Consider the following 16,716-nt stretch of genomic DNA (forward strand, 5'->3'; position numbering starts at 1 on the left):
TCTCTTTCCCCCTTCTTCAGTGCTCATTCAGAGGCCTCCGGAAAGGCCTCTTATACACTCAGACGTTGTCGATAGAGACGAATTACGCCAACGACAGCAGCTTCGCGAGCAGCAACTCCGACATATTAAGCTCGGTGCTTAATACCACATGGCAGTTGGCATCGGGCTGCGGCGGATAGTTCCTATATCGTCCCCGCATATCGCACAGAGTTTGCCCGCGGCCTGGCCCGTCAGAATCATCGATCGTCACCTTCACGTTAGGTGCAAGGCAGGCGCCGATGCCCTGCACCGCCAACACCGCAGCCACCGGATCGTGCAGCGCGCAGGCTTTGCGGCCGTAGGTATTGATATAAAACTGGATATACCGCTCCAGCATTTGCCCTATCGCCTGCGCAAACCGGCTCTCGGCCGACAGCAGTTTGAGCCGATCCGCCTCTTCAAAAGTATGCGACATGGTGACATCAAGCGGCACCATCACGATATTCTTCATCGCCTTAAACACCATGGCCGCCGCCTCCGGATCGCAGGCAATATTCGCCTCCGCAACGGGCGTTCGGTTGCCGGGCGCCAGTGCCGCACCGCCCATGATCGTCAGCGTGCCGATAAGCTCCCCTAACGCGGGCTCAAGCTGCAAGGCTTTGGCGATGTTGGTCAGCGGGCCGGTCGCCAAGATGTCCAGCTCCCCCGGGTGCGCTCTGGCCAGCTCAACCAACAGGTCGGGGGCCGACAGCGGCGCCAGCTTGGCGTGTGAGGCTTCCAGCTCGATGTCGCCGATGCCGTTGTCACCGTGTATATGCTGCACATCGCAAAGATACGCCTGGCGCAGGTAATCCCGTTCCCCCACGGCGACGGGGATCGCGGGAAAACCGGCCAGGCGGGCAAGCTCCAGCGTATTTCTGGCCCCGGCATCGGCGGCGACGTTGCCGCAAACCGTGCCGATCGCCAGAATATCCACCTTGTCGCTTTCTGCGAGCAAATAGCCCAGCGCCATCGCATCATCGATGCCGGTATCGCAATCAAAATATAATTTTATTTTCTTCTCGCTCACCGCTTGTCTCCATTTTCTGTATTAAGAGAAGCAACCCAAGGGGCCATTTTCTTTCGATACTCCTTTTTTGCCTCGTCGCCGGCGAAACTGGCGGCAAAAGCATTCAGGGCCACATCGACGATATCCTGGGTGGAAAATGCAAATTCGCTCTGACAGATCAGATATTCATCCACCAACGTGGTGTGCAATAAGACCGGGTCGTCGGTATTGATGGTCGCGATGACCCCGGCATCCCGCAGCCGGCGCAGCGGATGCTCCGCGTAGCCGGGATAGACGCCCAGTTTGATGTTCGAGGTCAGGCATACGCCGATGGGGATACGCCGTTCAGCCAACAGTTCCACGACGGCCGGGTCGTCTATCGCCCGAACGCCGTGATCGATGCGGTCGGCCCCGAGCAGCAAGATGGCGTCGCGCACGCCCTCTGCGCCGCTGGACTCCCCGGCATGCACGGTTCGCTTCAACCCGGCCCTGCCCGCCTGGGCGAAAGCCTGCGCGAAACGCGCACCGCTGCCTTTGGTGACGGCCTCATTGCCATCGACGGACAGCGCGACCACTCTGGGGTGCCGCAGCGCGGTTAAAAAATCCACCAGCTCACTCGCCTCGGCGGCGGTTTGCCGGCAGAGCAAACTGACGCACAGCCCAACGGACGCCAATCCATCTTCTTCGGCCGCGCGCAAACCGGCGTCAATCGCGTCGATCATGTCACCGAGCCTGCCGCGCCACGCTTTCCAATGGGTCGGGTTGAAAATCAGATCGGCGTACAGCCCACCATCCCGCGACAGCCGTTGTGCATAGGAGTAGCTTAACTGCGCCAGGCGTTCACGGCTGCTCACCAGGCTGCAGGACCAATCGAGGAAATCGAGAAAGTCGGCAAGCCCGTTAAAATTCAGCAGCTCGTCCTGCTTTCTGGGCATCGGTATCCCCGAGGATAACGCCCAGGCCGAGAGCTGTTCCGGCTCAAAGCAGCCCTCCAGATGCACATGCACTTCCGCCTTCGGCAGGGAAACCATCTGCGCTCGAGAGAGCGTGGTTTGGTTTACATTCCATTCCATAAAATGGCTCCCAAGGGTTATTTATGCAGGCCAACGAGCACGTTTTCGCGCACCGTGAGTGACGGCATGGGTGCGAAGGCCTCGTTGAAGGAGGAGTGAATGCGGTAAAAAACGCGGTGAGACGAGGAATGATCTAGGGTAAGCATCACAATATGTTAATCCTGTAATGAGTCAGACGGCAGGCCATCCAAAAATTCATCAACAGGTCAGTAACCTATGCATGCGGCAACCGGTGAAGGCGGACACACCTCTCATCACCGAAGCCGGCACGGCATCACCCCATCCTCACTGCAACGCCCGATTTCTATGGGCGCCGGCAATCATCGATGGGGCCGTTCTCTTACCTGAACTTATGTAAAACATGGCGTGTTAAAGCAGAGTCGCCGGGCAGCCGCTGTTATGCGCGGCAATCATCAGCAATCAGCGCCAAAACACGCCGCCAAGCTTATGAAAGCCAGGGGGGCTTGTAAAGCCCTTCCCCAACGCAGGGAACGTCAGGCCTTTCTCAGCAACAGCGCCCACAGCGCCAGCACGGCAAAGGCGATGTATATCGCCATAAAAAGGACAATGGCGGCGAACAAAGCGCTCACTACCCCTATTTTATCCGCCAGCCAACCTGCGGCCGGCGGCATGATATTGAACAAATAGACGATAAAGTAAAACTTCGACACCGCGTTCCACCCTGGCGCCGCTAGCGAGAGCTTATTGACCAGGATGGCACCGCCCACAAAAACCGCGCCGTACGAGAAGCCGGACAGCACCAGACTCACCGCCGCGCTGGCCACAGAACCGCTCTCGAGCGCCATGGTCATCATCACCATGGAGAAAACCTGCGCAATCAGCCCCAGCACCAAAGAAAACTCAGGCTTCAGAAAACGCGGGATCGTGAACTGCACCACGCCGGCCACCAGTAAATAACCGGTGGCGATATAGCCAAAGCCCGCGGGTGACTGGAGCCCGAAGACCTGGATCGCGGCCGTCGGCCCCAACGACAGGATCAGCGCGGCGTATGACCAGGAGATAAACACGCATAGCGCAAGCAGATAGAACAGCGGTTGGCTAAAACCGGCGCCCTTTTCTGCCGTTTTCGTGTCCGCAACGCCGAGGGTAGGCAATCCTTTCTTCGGCCAAAGCAGGACGATGGCGATCGCGGAGAGGAAAACCAATGCGGCGATGGTCACCGCCGGCGAAGTGAGCGGATAAAACGCCAGCTGGGCGTAAACGCTGCTGATCACCGGGCCCAGCGCCAGGCCGGTCACCAAAGCCAGGCTGCCCAACAGCGCGGCGCGTTTGGCGCTGTCGCCGCGGCTGACGTTAATCAACAAGATGTTGATGATGGCCGTGGCCGTACCGGCCCCTAAACCGGAAATAAACCTGAACAGGCACAGCGCCTGCAAAGAACGAGCAAAGGAAAAGCACAGCGTAGGCACCACCACCACCATCAGCGACACCACCACCAGCAGCCGGGCATTTTTATCGGTGATGGTGAGCCTGCGTGATAAAAACAAAGCCAGCAATACGCCAAACCCGTAGGAAGAGAAAATGAAGGTCAGGTCGATATTACTTAGGCCAAGGGTTTCTTGATAGAGGGGATATAACGGCGTGGGAGAACCGCTGTTCAACAAGATAAAAAATAAAGCGATCGTCAACGCCGCCAATAGGCTCACCTGGCTGCGGTTTGTCTGGTCAGAAGTCATTATGCCACCATCATGGAAAATACCGATCGTAGCACCCGGCCGGATCGCGAACTTTCGCGTTCGCACTTTTTTTCTTATCGTTCGGACAGGACGGCGAGATAGCCTGTACACCGGCTGGCGCCTCACCCATAATGCGTTCACCTCGCCGCACTGCCGGGATCATGCATAACCCTGGCGCAATAGCGACTATGCTCAACAGTAAACGCATCAGACAAGCAGGTAATAATGGATCCGTTATCCGATATTGTTTCCAGGCTAAAAATCAGCAGCCAGAAAATTGTGACGTTTGACATGAGCGCCAATACCAAAGCGCTGTTTCCCGACTATTCCGGGATGAAAATTTATATCGCCAAGCGCGGATCTTTTTTCATTAAACTGGCGGGCGACGCCAACAGTTACCCGATTGAACAAGGCGATGTGCTGATCTTATCCAGCGGGCGCGAATTCAGCATTTTTGATAGCCCTAACGCGCCGGCCATCGATATAACAAAAGTTCACGTGATGAAAGACCGCTCTTCCTGCTTCAGCAACGGCGGGTGCGATTTCTCCTTTGTGGGTTGCCGCTTCGTCTTTCAGATCAACGATACCTTCCGCTTTATCACCAGCCTGCCCGAACCCATCGTGATCAAAACGCAGCGGGAGGAGAACGCCGGCATCAAGGATTTCCTGAGCCGTCTCTCGTCGGAGATAGAAAATCCCGGCCCGGGCAGTGAGCTCATCACCGAGCATCTGCTGCAGATCATTTTGACGCAGGCGCTGCGCATGCTGCTCTCTTCCGGCGCGCTCGGCCGCGGCGAGGGCTGGTTTTACGCGATGGCGGACAAACATATCGGCCTGGCGCTGACCCGCATACACGACCAGCCGGGCAGGAAATGGCGCCTGGACGAGCTCGCCGGCGTGGCCGGCATGTCGCGCACCGCCTTCACCACCCGCTTCAGAAAGCTGGCCGGCTACAGCGTCAACGAATACATTCGCATCTGGCGTTTTAGCCTGGCCATTGAGCGAATGGTCGCCAATAAAGAAAAAATATCCCAGATCGCCTTTGACCTGGGATATGAATCGGAAAGCGCCTTCAGCACCGCGTTCAAAAAAAGCATGGGCGCGTCGCCAAGGAGTTATATCGGCAGCCATATTTCCTGAAGCGGCCGACGGCGGCTCATCCCTGTGCCGGTCTTGTCCTTATTCTGCAAACCAGGCCGCGGGCAGATCCGTCTGCAGCGTGATGGTTTTTATTTGCGTGTAGGCATTGAGCGTTTCTTTGCAGAACTCGCGGCCGATCCCGCTGTTCTTGTAACCGCCAAACGCGGTGCCATCGGTAATGTTTGAATAGCGGTTGATCCACACGGACCCGGCCTCCAGCCGGTCTGCGGTCGCCAGGGCGTTTTTCAGGCTGCGGGTGTAAATCCCCGACGCCAGCCCATATTCGCTGTCGTTAGCCTGGGCGATCATCTCGTCGTAGTCTGACCATTTGATCAGCGTCAGCACCGGCCCGAAAATTTCTTCCTGACAAATGCGCATGCCATTTTCCGCAGCAAAAATCGTCGGCTCAATGAAGTAGCCGTGCTCGCAGCCGGCAACGGCGCGGCGTTTGCCGCCGGTCAGCAGGGTAGCGCCCTCCTCGAGGCCGGTCCGAATATAAGCCAGCACCCGCTCGCCCTGCTTCTCAGAAACCAGGCAGCTGACCCGGGATTGCTCGGCCAGCGGTGAACCGACGCGCACCCGTTCGAAAGCCGTCACCAGTTTGGCGCTGAAACGGTCGTAAATGTCCGCGTGAACGAACAGCCGGGTGCCCGCCAGGCAGGACTGACCGTTATTGTGGATGGCGGCAAAGGTCACGTTGTCCAGCACCGCGTCCAGGTCTTCGATGTCCGGGAACACAATATTGGGGCTCTTCCCGCCCAGCTCCAGCGTGACGGGCACCAGCCGCTCCGCGGCGGCCTTGGCCACCCGCTTGCCCACCTCCGTGCTGCCGGTGAACGAAAGCTTGCGCACCTTGCGGTTGCCGGTCAGTGCCGCCCCCGCCACGCTCCCGAGCCCGGTAATGATGTTGACGACGCCGGCAGGGAAAATATTGGCGATCATCTTGCCCAGCTCCAGCGTGGAGAGCGAGGCGTTTTCATCGGCCTTCAGCACCACAGTGTTGCCGGTCACCAGCGCCGGTGCCAGCTTGAACGCCGCCATGATCGCCGGCGCATTCCAGGGAATAATTTGCCCGCAGACGCCGAGCGGCTCGCGTTTCGCCAGGCTGTAGCCGTCCGCGATGCTTCTGCCGCTGTCTTCGTGCCCCATGACAACCGCGGCGAAATAGCGATAGTGTCTGACCGCCGTTTGATAATCGCGGCGCACTTCGCTGATACAGCGGCCCACATCCCGCGCGTCGATTTGCGCCATTCTTTCCAGATCGCTTTCCAGCACATCCGCCAGCTGCGCCACCAGGCGAGCGCGGGCCTGCTGCCCTAATGCCTTCCAGGCGGGGAAAGCCGCTTCCGCCGCCAACACGGCCCGCTCGACGTCCCGTTCGTTGCAGTAGTGCAAATCCGCCAGGCGCTCCCCGGTCGAGGGGGAAATAACGGGATGAATGTCCGTGCCATCCAGCTCGAATACGCCGTTAATCAGTGGCCCGTAGGCTTTATCTAATGTCATTTCTGTTCCATTCTTCGCTAAATTAATGCAAACCGCCGCCGACGATCAGGCTCTCGCCGGTCACCCAACCCGCCTCGTCCGAGGCGAGATAGGCCACAGCCGGGGCGATATCCTCCGGTGTGCCGATGCGCCCCAGCGGGGTGATGGATTCAATGTGCGTTTTAAAATCGGTATCGAAAAAGCCGCTGTCATGCACGCCTTCCGTGATGACCAAGCCAGGATTGACCGCATTGACCCGGATCTTGCGCCCGCCAAGCTCGTTGGCCAGCGTCTTGGTGATCGAATCCACCGCGGCTTTGGAAGCGGTATAAACCAGGGAATTGGCCGGCGTAAACGAGGTCACGCTGGAGCTGATGTTGACGATGCTGCCGCCCGATTCAGGCATGGCGGCGACCGCCGCCTTGCAGCAATAAATCAGCCCTTTGACATTTAAATTGAAGTGCCTTTCATATTCCGCGTCGCTGAAGGCTTCCAGGCTATTGGTGGCATAAACCCCGGCGTTATTGACCAACACGTCCAGGCGACCATACTGCTCGACAATGTTTTGTATCAGGCCGTTGACTTCGGCCTCAATACCGACATTGGCCTGCAGCGGAAAAGCGACGCCGCCCTGCTCATTGATCTCTTTAACCAACCGGTTAGCATCTTCACGCCCGCGGGAATAGTTAATGAAAACCACGGCGCCTTCCGCCGCCAGGCGTTTAGCAATGGCGGCGCCAATGCCCTTTGAACTGCCCGTCACCAGGGCAACTTTATTTTCAAAGCGTTTCATTCGTCATTCTCCTCAGTGTCTGTGAAACTCGGGAGAAGATTACGGTAAATGCTCGCCGTGCAGCATAGCGGGGCGAACATAAAACCTTATCGAACGAACAACCTTGCCCAAAAGCGAATTTAATTTTTTAGCATAACCGCGCGGCCAAAATGGCGCAGGCTAATAACAGAATGACGCCACCGAAGCATTTATTGATATAAATCCCGATGGCCGGACGCCGTTTTATCCTCAGCGCGATCTTTCCCGCCAGAAATACCAGGGGAATTTCAATCAGAAACATGATGACGATGAGTTCAATGCCTAATATCAGCATCTGCATTCCCGGCCTGCCCGCCTCCACCCGAATAAACTGCGGAATAAACGCCAGCATGAAAATAATGGCCTTGGGGTTAAGCAGATTGGTCAGGAATCCTTGCGAATAGAGCCTTTTGCGGCTTTTGCGCTCGCCGTGGCTTTCCAGGCCAATCGCATTTGCCTGGGTAAAAATGCCCAACCCGACCCACATGATGTACAGCGCGCCGCCGATAACGAAAAGCTGATACAGCAGCGGCGAAGAGGCGATCAGCGCCGTGACGCCGACAATCGCAAAACAGATATGGCATATCACCCCGGTCACCGCCCCCAATACGGTAATCAGCCCCGCTTTCGTTCCCTGGCTGACGGCGTTGGACAGTGCGCAAAGCATATCGGCGCCGGGAATAAGCGTTAAGACGGCGGCCGAAAGGGCAAATAAACCCAGCGTGGATAATTCGATGACCATGATTTTCTCGCGTCGTAAATAGGCGTATTGTCGGCCCCCGTAAGTCGGCGAGATAGAACGATATTGCTCACAGGCAACGATCGCGATAGCCGCGCGGCGTCACGCCGTAACTCGACTTGAACGCCCTGCCCAGGTGCGACTGATCGGCGAACCCGCAGGCGACGGCAATTTCCGCGATGTCGCCGCCCCGGGATAGCAAGGCCTTCGCCTGCTGCAGCCTAAGCTGCCGCTGATAGCGGCTCGGCGACAAGCCGAATGTTGCCGAGAACTGGCGGCAAAGGTGAAACCTGGACAGACTGGCGGCCTGCGCCAGCCTCTCCAGACGCACTTCCCGCGCCGGGTTATCGTGCAGATACTCTTTCGCCCTGCGCAAGCCCGGCGCGATGCCGGCGTCTGCCAATGGCGCGCGCCGCGGGGAACACACCGCCAGCAGATCCGCCACACAGTGGCTCCAGGCCACCTCCCGATCGAAACGGCTGGATTGCGCCGCGGTTAATACCGTCGCGGCCTCACACAACCGGTTGGCGAAAGGCGCATGGTCGATATGCTTCCCCTTCACTGCCGGCGGCAGGGGCATCTCCATGTTTTCCGCCGCGTCCAGCAGCATCTCGTGGCTGGGGTAAAACATGAAATAATGGCATCCCTCTTCTCCCAGCACCGTCCCGGCATGCATCTGCCCCGGCGCGATGAGGCTGACTTGCCCACGGCTGACGATACCGTCGGCATCGCCTTTGGCGCTGTTGTTATTGGCGCCGCGCAGGACAACGCCAATCGACCAGGTATCATGCCAATGCACGTCAAACCGATGGTCTGAAAAGTCCGCGACGAGCAGTTCAAGCCCGCCCAATGCGTCAAAACGATGCATAAATGCCGAATTGCCCATCCTCTTTTACCCGATTGCCGGTTATCCACAGCGGCCAAAATAACACACAACGTACCGTGTGAAAGCTCTGCGCTCTGCACGGAAGCGGCTTTCTGAACGTCGGCAAAAAGGGGCCGGCTGGCCCCTTCGCATTGTTCATTTGCCTTCTTGCCTTGCTCTCATGCCGATTAATGTGGATTCATCGCGCCATAGTTCAACGGCTGCCAGTCGTAACCTTTCCCTTGTTTATTGATGTAGCCAAGGCCCGGGAAAGACAAATGCGCCCCTGCGACCAGCGCCCTTTGCTGCGCGAGGTCATCGAACAGCCGCTTGCGCTGCGCAACGGCGGCGGGGACGTCGATGTCATAGGCGATGGCGACATTCGGATCGGTAAACTGCACGGAGGCGACGTGGATCATATCCCCCAGAATCACCATCTTTTTCCCTTTGCTTTCGACGGCGAACACGCTGTGCCCTGGCGTGTGCCCACGCGTATCGATAGCCGAAATCCCCGGGGTGAGCGCCTGATTCCCTGCAAACGTTTTGAGTTTCCCCGCCGTGACGTAAGGCTGCAGTGAGGCGATGGCGGCATCGAAGAAACGTTTATCTTTCTCTTCCGCCTGCCGTTTTTTCTCTTCGCTCAGCCAAAAGGCGACTTCGTCTTTTTCCACCCAGACGGTGGCGTTCGGGAAGGCGAGACGCTTGTCCGCCATCAACCCGCCCACATGATCGGGATGCAGGTGCGTCAAATAAATCTCATCCACCTGCTCCGCCTGATAGCCGGAAGCGTTCAGGTTTTTCATCATTTTGCCCAGCGTTTCGCCATGCAGCGCGCCGGTGCCGGCATCGACCAGAACCAGCTTGTTTCCGGTATTGATCAGGTAGGCGTTCACCGAGGTCGGCAACGGCAGCGACAGGTTGTTGGCCGCCATCGCCTTTTCAAGCTGCTGCGGCCGGGTGTTGATCAAGATTTTATCGGCGGGCATCGGGCTGATGCCGTCAGACAGGGCCGTCACTTCCACATCGCCCAGCATGATCCGGTAGAACCCGGGATTGTCTATTGCAGAAAAAGGCGCCGCGGCCATTGCAGCGGCAGAAAAAGCGGCGAAAAAGGCGCCAATAAGCAGATTGCGACGCATACGCATAGAAAACCTCGTAACGGTAAGAAAATACGGCTAAAAATTCCGGGAATGCCCCTGGCGATTTAAAACTCCTGCACGGTCGGCCTGATGACAATCTCACTCACGTCCACGTCCGAAGGCTGCTCGATCGCATAGGCGATGGCGCGCGCGATGGCATCGGCGGAAATTGCCTGGCTCTGGTAGAGTTCGCCAACGGCCTGCAAACTTTCCGCGTGCGAACTGCCCTGTTTCAGTTCGGTGTCGATCAGGCCGGGGGCGATCGTCGTGGTTCTGATCTTGCCGCCGACTTCGTGGCGCAAACCTTCGGCGATCGCGCTGACCGCAAATTTCGTGCCGCTATAGACCGTGCCGCCGGGGCTGAACACCTTCTTGCCGGCAATGGAGGAAATGGTGATGTAATGACCGAATTGCTGCTTTTCGAACAGCGGCAAGGTTGCCGCGATGCCGTACAGTACGCCTTTCACATTGATATCGATCATCCGTTCCCATTCATCGACCTTCACGGCACTCAGCGGTGCGATCGCCATCAGCCCCGCGTTATTGACCAAGACATCAATCTTGCCAAACTGCCTGACGGCCTGGGCGATCATCGCTTCGACCTCCTGGCGCTTCGTCACATCCACCTGCAGCGCCAACGCGGTGCCGCCGTCGCCAACGATTTGCCGAACCAGCGCATCAAGACGATCTTTCCTGCGCGCCGCCACCACCACCGTCGCCCCCTGCGCGGCCAGATGTATTGCGGTCGCCTCGCCCAGCCCACTGCTGGCGCCGGTAATCACCACCACTTTGCCTGAAATGCGGTTCATCTCTCGTTCCTCTTGTTAGGGTCAGTGCGAATACTTTATCCGCCGTTTCCGGCCAGTAAATGGAAGTGTTATGCTTTGAGAATTCCATTTTTTGGAACAAAGAGGTCAACATGCAAAATAGACAAGAAGCCTTGCGCATTTTCTGCGCCGCCGCCGAGGAGATGAACTTTAAACACACGGCGACCAGGCTCGGCATTTCCCCGCAAAAAGTCACCCGAGCCATCAAAGAGCTCGAGTCGGTGCTCGGTGAGCAGCTGTTCCACCGCAATACCCGCAGCGTGAAAATCACGGATTTCGGCCTCGGCTTTCTTGAGCAGGCTAAAGCGGCGATGGATCAGTTGAACAGGCTGTTTCAGCCGCAGGGGAAAGCGGCGGAAGATCTCGGCGGCGTGGTGCGCATTACGGCGCCGCATACCTATGGCAGCGAGGTCGTCATGCCGATACTGGCGGAATTCGCGCGCCAGTATCCCGCGATCACGATCGAGTTCCACCTGTCGAATATCCACAGCGATCTCGTCGAAGAAAGAATTGATATCGGCATTCGCATCGGTTTTCTGCACGACCAAACCTGCATCGTTCGCCAACCCAGAACCATGCCTTTCCATCTGGTTGCTTCGCCGGCGTTGCTTGATCGCCTGCCGCCGCCGGAGCAGGTAGACCAGCTTGCCCATCTGCCGATTGTCGCGCTGGTGAACCGCAAAACCGGGCGCTACTGGCCCTGGGAGTTTAGCCAAAAACGTTATTTCTACCCGAAGTCCGCCGCCTTCGTCACCGATACGCCCGATATAGAGCGTAAAGCGGTGCTCGCCGGTTTAGGCTTTGGCCAACTGGCCGGGTATTTGGTTGAAAAACACCTCGCCGCGGGTGAGCTGGTGGCCGTTCTGCCGGGCGACGCTCCGCCGCCCTGGCCGGTCAACCTCTATCATACGCATCAGCATGCCTGCCCGGCGCGCGTGCGCGTAGTCTTTGACTATCTTTTCAATCAATTAAGCCAGGGCGATTAACCGCGGCTCACCTACAGGCCCCGAACAGCTTAAATAATCATTTTGCAGGCGAAATAGATCAGTACGGCGGCCATGGTGATATTTACCGCTTTAAAGTGCCTCAGATAAGCTTTTTTGAGAAACGCCCCTGCGACCGCCCAGGTCAGCGTGCCCAAACACGCTATCAATGCAGTGACCAGGCATGCCCCTAAAATGAACAACAGGCCGCTACCGACCGGAATGATAAAAGCGGAAATGGCCGTTATGGTGAACAGTATGATTTTTGCATTGATAACCTGAAGAACAAAACCGCTGAGGAAACCATAACCGCCTTCACGTTGTTCCTCGTCAAAACGGCGGCTGGTGGCAATTTTATACGCAAGCCAGACCAGATAAATAAAACCCAGCCCTCTTAAATAAACGACAGCCGCCGGAAAGGTGAGCAAGATCCAAGAGGTCAATGTACCCGTGACCAACATGGTCACGCCCATTCCGGCGCCTATTCCCAATAAAAAGGGGACACTGCGCCTAAGGCCGAGCGCCATGACCGATGCCAACGCAACGATATTGTTGGGGCCAGGCGTGAAGGCAGTTGCAAAAGTGTATGAAACCAAATCAATCATATTCCCTGTCATACCCGCCTCTTTGCGTTCGGTTATTGTCTTTATCGCAATCGCACGTGCATAAATGCGCACAACGTTCATGATGAGAAAAACAGAAAGCGAGAGGGAGAGATAGAATGAAATTGCGCCTTCGCGTATGACGTCGATCCTTCTATGCAGAAGGAATAAACTGCTCTGTCCTGTTTTATAAAAAAAGCGGCGACATCACCGATATCGCCGCCTTTACCCTGCACGCCACCGTGGCGGCCGCGATGCGCTACTGCTTGCGCTGCTCCGCCACCTGTTTGGCGGTGACTTTGCCCTGCTTATCGCCGAAGTGGCCGACCACGAAGTTGGCGACCGCCGCTATTTCCTCGTCGGAATAGGCGCTGCCGAACGCCGGCATCATTTCATGCCGATCGCCGATGCTGATGCTCGTCCCCTTCAGGATGGCCTGCACCACGCTGCGCCCCTGCGGATCGTTCACCGCCGTGCTGCCCACCAGCGAGGCGTACTCACTCTGGCGGCCCGGCCCGTTCCACTGGTGGCAGCCGCTGCAGTCGTTGGCGAACACCCGCCGCCCGAGCGACTGCTCTTGCCCGCCCGGCAGGATCGGGGTGGAAGCCCCCGCGCCCTTCGGCTGCAGATTCACCGCCGCAGCGGCGTCGCCGGCGATCGGTTCGATATCGCGCAGGTATTTCACCAGCGCCAGATTATCTTCCGGCGTCAGGAACTGCAGGCTGTTTTCCACCGCTTCCGCCATCGGGCCGGCGGCGCTGCTGCGCCCCGGCGCATGGCCGGTGGCCAGATATTGCGACAGCTGTTGGTCGCTCCAGCCGCCGATGCCGGTCTGTTTGTCCGGCGTGATGTTGGCGGCGAACCAGCCCTGCACCACTTCACCGCTCAGGTGCTTGCTCTGGTTGAGGCCGAACCCCAGATTGCGCGGTGTGTGGCACTCGCCGCAGTGGCCCAGCGCGGTCGCCAGATAGGCGCCGCGGTTCCACTGCTCGTCCTTGTTGAGATCCGGCGTAAAGCGTTGCTCATGGAAGAACGCCAGGTTCCAGAATTTCATGCCCCAACGCTGGTTGAACGGGAACGACAGATCGTTTTGCGGGTTGGCCTGCTTTACCGGCGGCAGGCTGAACAGATAGGCTTTGATCGCCAGCACGTCGTCGCGGCTCAGCCCGGTGTAGGAGGTGTACGGCATCGCCGGATACAGGTTGCCCTGCGGGCCGATGCCCTCACGCACCGCGCGCACGAACTGATCGTCGCTCCAGTTGCCGATGCCGGTCTCCTTGTCGGCGGTGATGTTGGTGCCGTAAATGGTGCCGAACGGCAGTTTGAAGGCGAAGCCGCCCGCATAAGGCGTGCCGCCCGGCGCGGTGTGGCACGCCACGCAGTCGGCGGCGCGCGCCAGGTACTCGCCGCGCGCCAGTTTATCGGTGATGCCGGCCGGCGCTCCGGCGATCGGCGCCGCAGGCTCGGCGCCGGTGGGCCGCAGCAGCGTGTACAGCGCATATCCTCCCGCCAACACCACCACGGCGATAATCAGCCATAACAGCCCTTTCAAGGCGTTGCTCATCACATCTCTCCCTAACCCAACGCCTTGGCGGCCTGGTGGATGGCGGCACGAATGCGCACATAGGTGGCGCAGCGGCAGACGTTGCCGCCCATCGCCGCGTCGATGTCCGCATCGCTCGGATTTTTACTTTGCGCCAGCAGCGCGCTGGCGCTCATGATCTGGCCGGACTGGCAGTAGCCGCACTGCACCACGTCCAGATCAAGCCAGGCCTCCTGCACCGCCTTGCCTTCCGGCGTGGCGCCCACGGCTTCGATGGTGGTGATTTTTTTGCCGACGGCGGCCGAAATCGGCGTCATGCACGACCGCACCGGCACGCCGTCCAGATGCACGGTGCAGGCGCCGCACATGGCGATGCCGCAGCCGAACTTGGTGCCGGTCAGGCCGGCTTCGTCACGCAAGAACCACAGCAGCGGCATGTGCGGATCGCCCTCGAAGGTCAGCGGCTGCTCGTTTACGGTTAATTGAATCATCAGGTTCTCTCCTTGTCAGACGCCGGGTTCGCGGTGGGATTATGCAGCGGCAGGCTCAGCGAGGTGCGCGGCCGCCCGAGCAGCGCCAGCGCATTGCCGACCGCCGGGGCGATGGTCGGCACCCCCAGCTCGCCCACGCCGGTCGGTTTCTCGTTCGAGGGCACGATGATCACTTCGATCTCCGGCATCTCATCGATGCGCAGCGGGCGGAAGTTATTGAAGTTGGACTGTTCGACCACGCCGTCTTTCAGCGTGATGTTGCCGTACAGCGCCATGCTCAGGCCGTAGCCGATGCCGCCCTCGATCTGCGCGCGGATCACGTCGGGGTTCACCGCCACGCCGCAGTCCACCGCGCACCACACCTTGTGCACTTTCGGGATGCCGCCTTCGCCGATCGACACCTCGGCCACCTGCGCCACATAGGTATCGAACGCCTTGGCGACGCCCACGCCGCGCGCGCGCCCGTCCACCACTTTCGCGCCCTGCCAGTCAGCGGCTTTCGCTACCGCCCGCAGCGCGCCCGCCGCGCGCGGCGCGTCGCCCATCAGCGCCAGCCGCCCTTCGACCGGATCCTGGCCGGTTTCCTGCAGCAGTTGATCGATAAAGCTCTCCACCGCGTGGCCGGTGTGGGTGCTGGCGACCGACCGCAGCGAGGTGGTCGGCACCTTGCCGGGCACGATGTGCGCATCGCAGCGGAAGGCTTCGAAGGTGTATGACACCTCGCTGGCGCCCTCGACCATCATCTGATCGAGGCCGTTGACCACCAGCGCATCCATCGCGCTGTGGCGCGTCCAGGAGTGGCCGACCACGGTATCGGTCCAGCCCACCACCTTGCCGCCGCGAATGGCGCCGCGCAGGCGGTGCAGGATCATCGGGCGATACCAGCCGTTGCGGATGTCGTCCTCGCGCGTCCATACCACCTTCACGCCGTGGCCGGGGCCGATACCCTTGGCCGCCGCCGCCATGTCGGCCGCCAGATCCGGCCCCAGCGTCGGGTTGCCTAAATCGATGCGCCGGCCGAAGCTGCCGCCCGCCAGAATGGTTTCAATCTGCACCTTGTCCGGCGGCAACTCGAACAGATCGCACAGCTGCTTGTGATCGAGCGTTTGAATTTGGCAGCCGTAGCGCGCCTTGACGCTCTCGCCGTCCCAGAACAGATAGCCGTCCAGCGGCTCCATCGGCGCGTGGGCGACGTACGGGAAGGTGTATTCGGCCTCGATCACCTTATCGGCCTTGTCGAACACCTCGTCCGGCTTGCCGTGGCTCTTCGCCACCACGCCGGTTTTCTGCGCCACCTGGCGGAATTCGGCGTAGATCTCCTCGGTGTTGCGCCGTTCGGCCTGCGCATCGTCCCACGTCACCTTCAGCCGCTCCCGCCCCTGGATCGCCGCCCAGGTATTTTTGGCGTAAACCGCCACGCCGGTGGCAACCTGTTTCACCGCCACCACGCCCGGCACCGCCAGCGCGCGTTCGGCGTCGAAGGCCGCCACCTTGCCGCCGAAACGCGGCGGTTTCTTGATGGTGACGGTCAGCATGTCCGGCTCATGGATATCCTGCGAGAACTGCGCGCTGCCGTTGGTTTTCGCCAGCGAATCGACGCGATGCAGGCCGCGCGTTTTGCCGATCAGGGTGAAATTAGCCGGATCCTTCAGCGTCAGGCTGGCGGGATCGGGCGGCGGCAGCGTGGCGGCCAGCGCGGCGAATTCGCCGAAGCCCGCTTCGCGTCCGCTGGCGGCATGGCGGATCTTGCCCGCCTGCACGGTAATTTCCTGCGCCGAGGTTTTCCAGCTCTGCGCGGCGGCCTGCACCAGCAGCGCACGCGCCATGGCGCCCATGCGGCGCATTTGCTCATAGGCATTGGCCACCGAGCTGGAACCGCCGGTGCCCTGGAATCCGAAGGCCAGGTTTTTGTAGATATGGGTGTCCACCGGCGCGGCGACGACCCGCACCTGCGCCCAGTCGGCATCGAGCTCTTCGGCAACCAGCGTCGCCATGCCGGTATAGACCCCCTGGCCCACTTCGGTGTGTTTACTGATGACGGTGACGACGCCGTCGGCGCCGATCTGAACGAAGGCGTTGGCGTCAAACGCCGCCGCGCCGGAGGCGGCCGGGGCATTCGACCGCGCCAGCGCGCCGGTGGACGGCAGATAGGCGCCGATCACCAACGCCCCGGCGCCGACGATAAACCGCCGCCGCGAAAGCGGAACTTGGGATATGCTCATTGCTCATGACTCCAAAAAAGCCGAAGGCGTCACTGCCTTCGGCGAAACAAATCTTGTTATGGGAATGGGTTGTTG

The 16,716-nt window shown here is 59.4% G+C and carries 15 protein-coding genes; 2 read left to right on the forward strand and 13 right to left on the reverse strand.

From position 1 onward, the window contains the following. Positions 1-82: 82 nt before the first annotated feature. The 3 genes from ACSBQQ_RS06575 to ACSBQQ_RS06585 all read right to left on the reverse strand — a co-directional run bounded on the left by ACSBQQ_RS06575 (position 83) and on the right by ACSBQQ_RS06585 (position 3,938). Positions 83-1,048: a nucleoside hydrolase gene (locus ACSBQQ_RS06575; protein ID WP_072269921.1), complete on the reverse strand. Its 966-nt coding sequence runs from the start codon at positions 1,046-1,048 to the stop codon at positions 83-85. Further along, entirely contained in the window at positions 1,045-2,100 is a 1,056-nt protein-coding gene (add, locus tag ACSBQQ_RS06580) for an adenosine deaminase (RefSeq protein ID WP_039566242.1), read from the reverse strand. Before add ends, ACSBQQ_RS06575 begins: the two co-directional genes overlap by 4 nt. A 494-nt stretch (positions 2,101-2,594) precedes the next feature. Further along, the gene (locus ACSBQQ_RS06585) at positions 2,595-3,938 is read right to left on the reverse strand and encodes an MFS transporter (protein ID WP_139340180.1); all 1,344 of its coding nucleotides are present in this window, start codon (positions 3,936-3,938) and stop codon (positions 2,595-2,597) included. Between the two features lie 84 nt (positions 3,939-4,022). On the opposite strand from ACSBQQ_RS06585, the gene ACSBQQ_RS06590 reads away from it, so the two are divergent. After that, positions 4,023-4,937: an AraC family transcriptional regulator gene (locus tag ACSBQQ_RS06590; protein WP_039566244.1), complete on the forward strand. Its 915-nt coding sequence runs from the start codon at positions 4,023-4,025 to the stop codon at positions 4,935-4,937. A 39-nt stretch (positions 4,938-4,976) separates the two neighbouring features. On the opposite strand, the gene ACSBQQ_RS06595 is transcribed toward ACSBQQ_RS06590, so the two are convergent. From ACSBQQ_RS06595 to ACSBQQ_RS06620, 6 genes are all read right to left on the reverse strand, one after another. After that, positions 4,977-6,440: an aldehyde dehydrogenase family protein gene (locus tag ACSBQQ_RS06595; protein WP_060428125.1), complete on the reverse strand. Its 1,464-nt coding sequence runs from the start codon at positions 6,438-6,440 to the stop codon at positions 4,977-4,979. Between the two features lie 22 nt (positions 6,441-6,462). Next, positions 6,463-7,212 carry an SDR family NAD(P)-dependent oxidoreductase gene (locus tag ACSBQQ_RS06600; protein ID WP_043147437.1) on the reverse strand — a complete coding sequence of 250 codons (750 nt, stop codon included), beginning with the start codon at positions 7,210-7,212 and terminating at the stop codon, positions 6,463-6,465. Positions 7,213-7,339: 127 nt separating this feature from the next. Next, positions 7,340-7,972, reverse strand: a complete 633-nt coding sequence (locus ACSBQQ_RS06605; protein ID WP_060428127.1) for a LysE family translocator — start codon at positions 7,970-7,972, stop codon at positions 7,340-7,342. Positions 7,973-8,039: 67 nt separating this feature from the next. Continuing rightward, on the reverse strand, positions 8,040-8,855 hold the full coding sequence (locus ACSBQQ_RS06610; protein WP_060418570.1) for an AraC family transcriptional regulator: 816 nt from the start codon (positions 8,853-8,855) through the stop codon (positions 8,040-8,042). 167 nt (positions 8,856-9,022) lie between these two features. Beyond that, positions 9,023-9,973, reverse strand: coding sequence for an MBL fold metallo-hydrolase (locus ACSBQQ_RS06615; protein ID WP_060418566.1), 951 nt, complete (start codon positions 9,971-9,973; stop codon positions 9,023-9,025). Between the two features lie 65 nt (positions 9,974-10,038). After that, on the reverse strand, positions 10,039-10,782 hold the full coding sequence (locus ACSBQQ_RS06620) for an SDR family oxidoreductase (protein WP_060428129.1): 744 nt from the start codon (positions 10,780-10,782) through the stop codon (positions 10,039-10,041). Positions 10,783-10,892: 110 nt separating this feature from the next. On the opposite strand from ACSBQQ_RS06620, the gene ACSBQQ_RS06625 reads away from it, so the two are divergent. Further along, positions 10,893-11,786 carry a LysR family transcriptional regulator gene (locus tag ACSBQQ_RS06625; RefSeq protein WP_072269931.1) on the forward strand — a complete coding sequence of 298 codons (894 nt, stop codon included), beginning with the start codon at positions 10,893-10,895 and terminating at the stop codon, positions 11,784-11,786. 29 nt (positions 11,787-11,815) lie between these two features. Here the strand turns inward: ACSBQQ_RS06625 and ACSBQQ_RS06630 are convergent, their stop codons facing one another. From ACSBQQ_RS06630 to ACSBQQ_RS06645, 4 genes are all read right to left on the reverse strand, one after another. Beyond that, positions 11,816-12,400, reverse strand: a complete 585-nt coding sequence (locus ACSBQQ_RS06630) for a LysE family transporter (RefSeq protein WP_060436686.1) — start codon at positions 12,398-12,400, stop codon at positions 11,816-11,818. Between the two features lie 244 nt (positions 12,401-12,644). Continuing rightward, the gene (locus ACSBQQ_RS06635) at positions 12,645-13,949 is read right to left on the reverse strand and encodes a cytochrome c (RefSeq protein ID WP_033648258.1); all 1,305 of its coding nucleotides are present in this window, start codon (positions 13,947-13,949) and stop codon (positions 12,645-12,647) included. A gap of 11 nt (positions 13,950-13,960) precedes the next feature. Further along, positions 13,961-14,419, reverse strand: coding sequence for a (2Fe-2S)-binding protein (locus ACSBQQ_RS06640; RefSeq protein ID WP_033648257.1), 459 nt, complete (start codon positions 14,417-14,419; stop codon positions 13,961-13,963). Beyond that, positions 14,419-16,641 carry a xanthine dehydrogenase family protein molybdopterin-binding subunit gene (locus tag ACSBQQ_RS06645; RefSeq protein ID WP_039566261.1) on the reverse strand — a complete coding sequence of 741 codons (2,223 nt, stop codon included), beginning with the start codon at positions 16,639-16,641 and terminating at the stop codon, positions 14,419-14,421. Before ACSBQQ_RS06645 ends, ACSBQQ_RS06640 begins: the two co-directional genes overlap by 1 nt. Between the last annotated feature and the right edge of the window lie 75 nt (positions 16,642-16,716).

Origin of the sequence: Serratia sp. G204Y (assembly GCF_051172435.1) — a bacterium.
Lineage (GTDB): Bacteria > Pseudomonadota > Gammaproteobacteria > Enterobacterales > Enterobacteriaceae > Serratia > Serratia sarumanii.

Coding starts and splice junctions, on each gene's coding strand:
- add (WP_039566242.1), bottom strand. CDS start 2,100: ATGGAATGGAATGTAAACCAAACCACGCTCTCTCGAGCGCAGATGGTT.
- ACSBQQ_RS06590 (WP_039566244.1), top strand. CDS start 4,023: ATGGATCCGTTATCCGATATTGTTTCCAGGCTAAAAATCAGCAGCCAG.
- ACSBQQ_RS06595 (WP_060428125.1), bottom strand. CDS start 6,440: ATGACATTAGATAAAGCCTACGGGCCACTGATTAACGGCGTATTCGAG.
- ACSBQQ_RS06600 (WP_043147437.1), bottom strand. CDS start 7,212: ATGAAACGCTTTGAAAATAAAGTTGCCCTGGTGACGGGCAGTTCAAAG.
- ACSBQQ_RS06605 (WP_060428127.1), bottom strand. CDS start 7,972: ATGGTCATCGAATTATCCACGCTGGGTTTATTTGCCCTTTCGGCCGCC.
- ACSBQQ_RS06610 (WP_060418570.1), bottom strand. CDS start 8,855: ATGGGCAATTCGGCATTTATGCATCGTTTTGACGCATTGGGCGGGCTT.
- ACSBQQ_RS06615 (WP_060418566.1), bottom strand. CDS start 9,973: ATGCGTCGCAATCTGCTTATTGGCGCCTTTTTCGCCGCTTTTTCTGCC.
- ACSBQQ_RS06620 (WP_060428129.1), bottom strand. CDS start 10,782: ATGAACCGCATTTCAGGCAAAGTGGTGGTGATTACCGGCGCCAGCAGT.
- ACSBQQ_RS06625 (WP_072269931.1), top strand. CDS start 10,893: ATGCAAAATAGACAAGAAGCCTTGCGCATTTTCTGCGCCGCCGCCGAG.
- ACSBQQ_RS06630 (WP_060436686.1), bottom strand. CDS start 12,400: ATGACAGGGAATATGATTGATTTGGTTTCATACACTTTTGCAACTGCC.
- ACSBQQ_RS06635 (WP_033648258.1), bottom strand. CDS start 13,949: ATGAGCAACGCCTTGAAAGGGCTGTTATGGCTGATTATCGCCGTGGTG.
- ACSBQQ_RS06640 (WP_033648257.1), bottom strand. CDS start 14,419: ATGATTCAATTAACCGTAAACGAGCAGCCGCTGACCTTCGAGGGCGAT.
- ACSBQQ_RS06645 (WP_039566261.1), bottom strand. CDS start 16,641: ATGAGCATATCCCAAGTTCCGCTTTCGCGGCGGCGGTTTATCGTCGGC.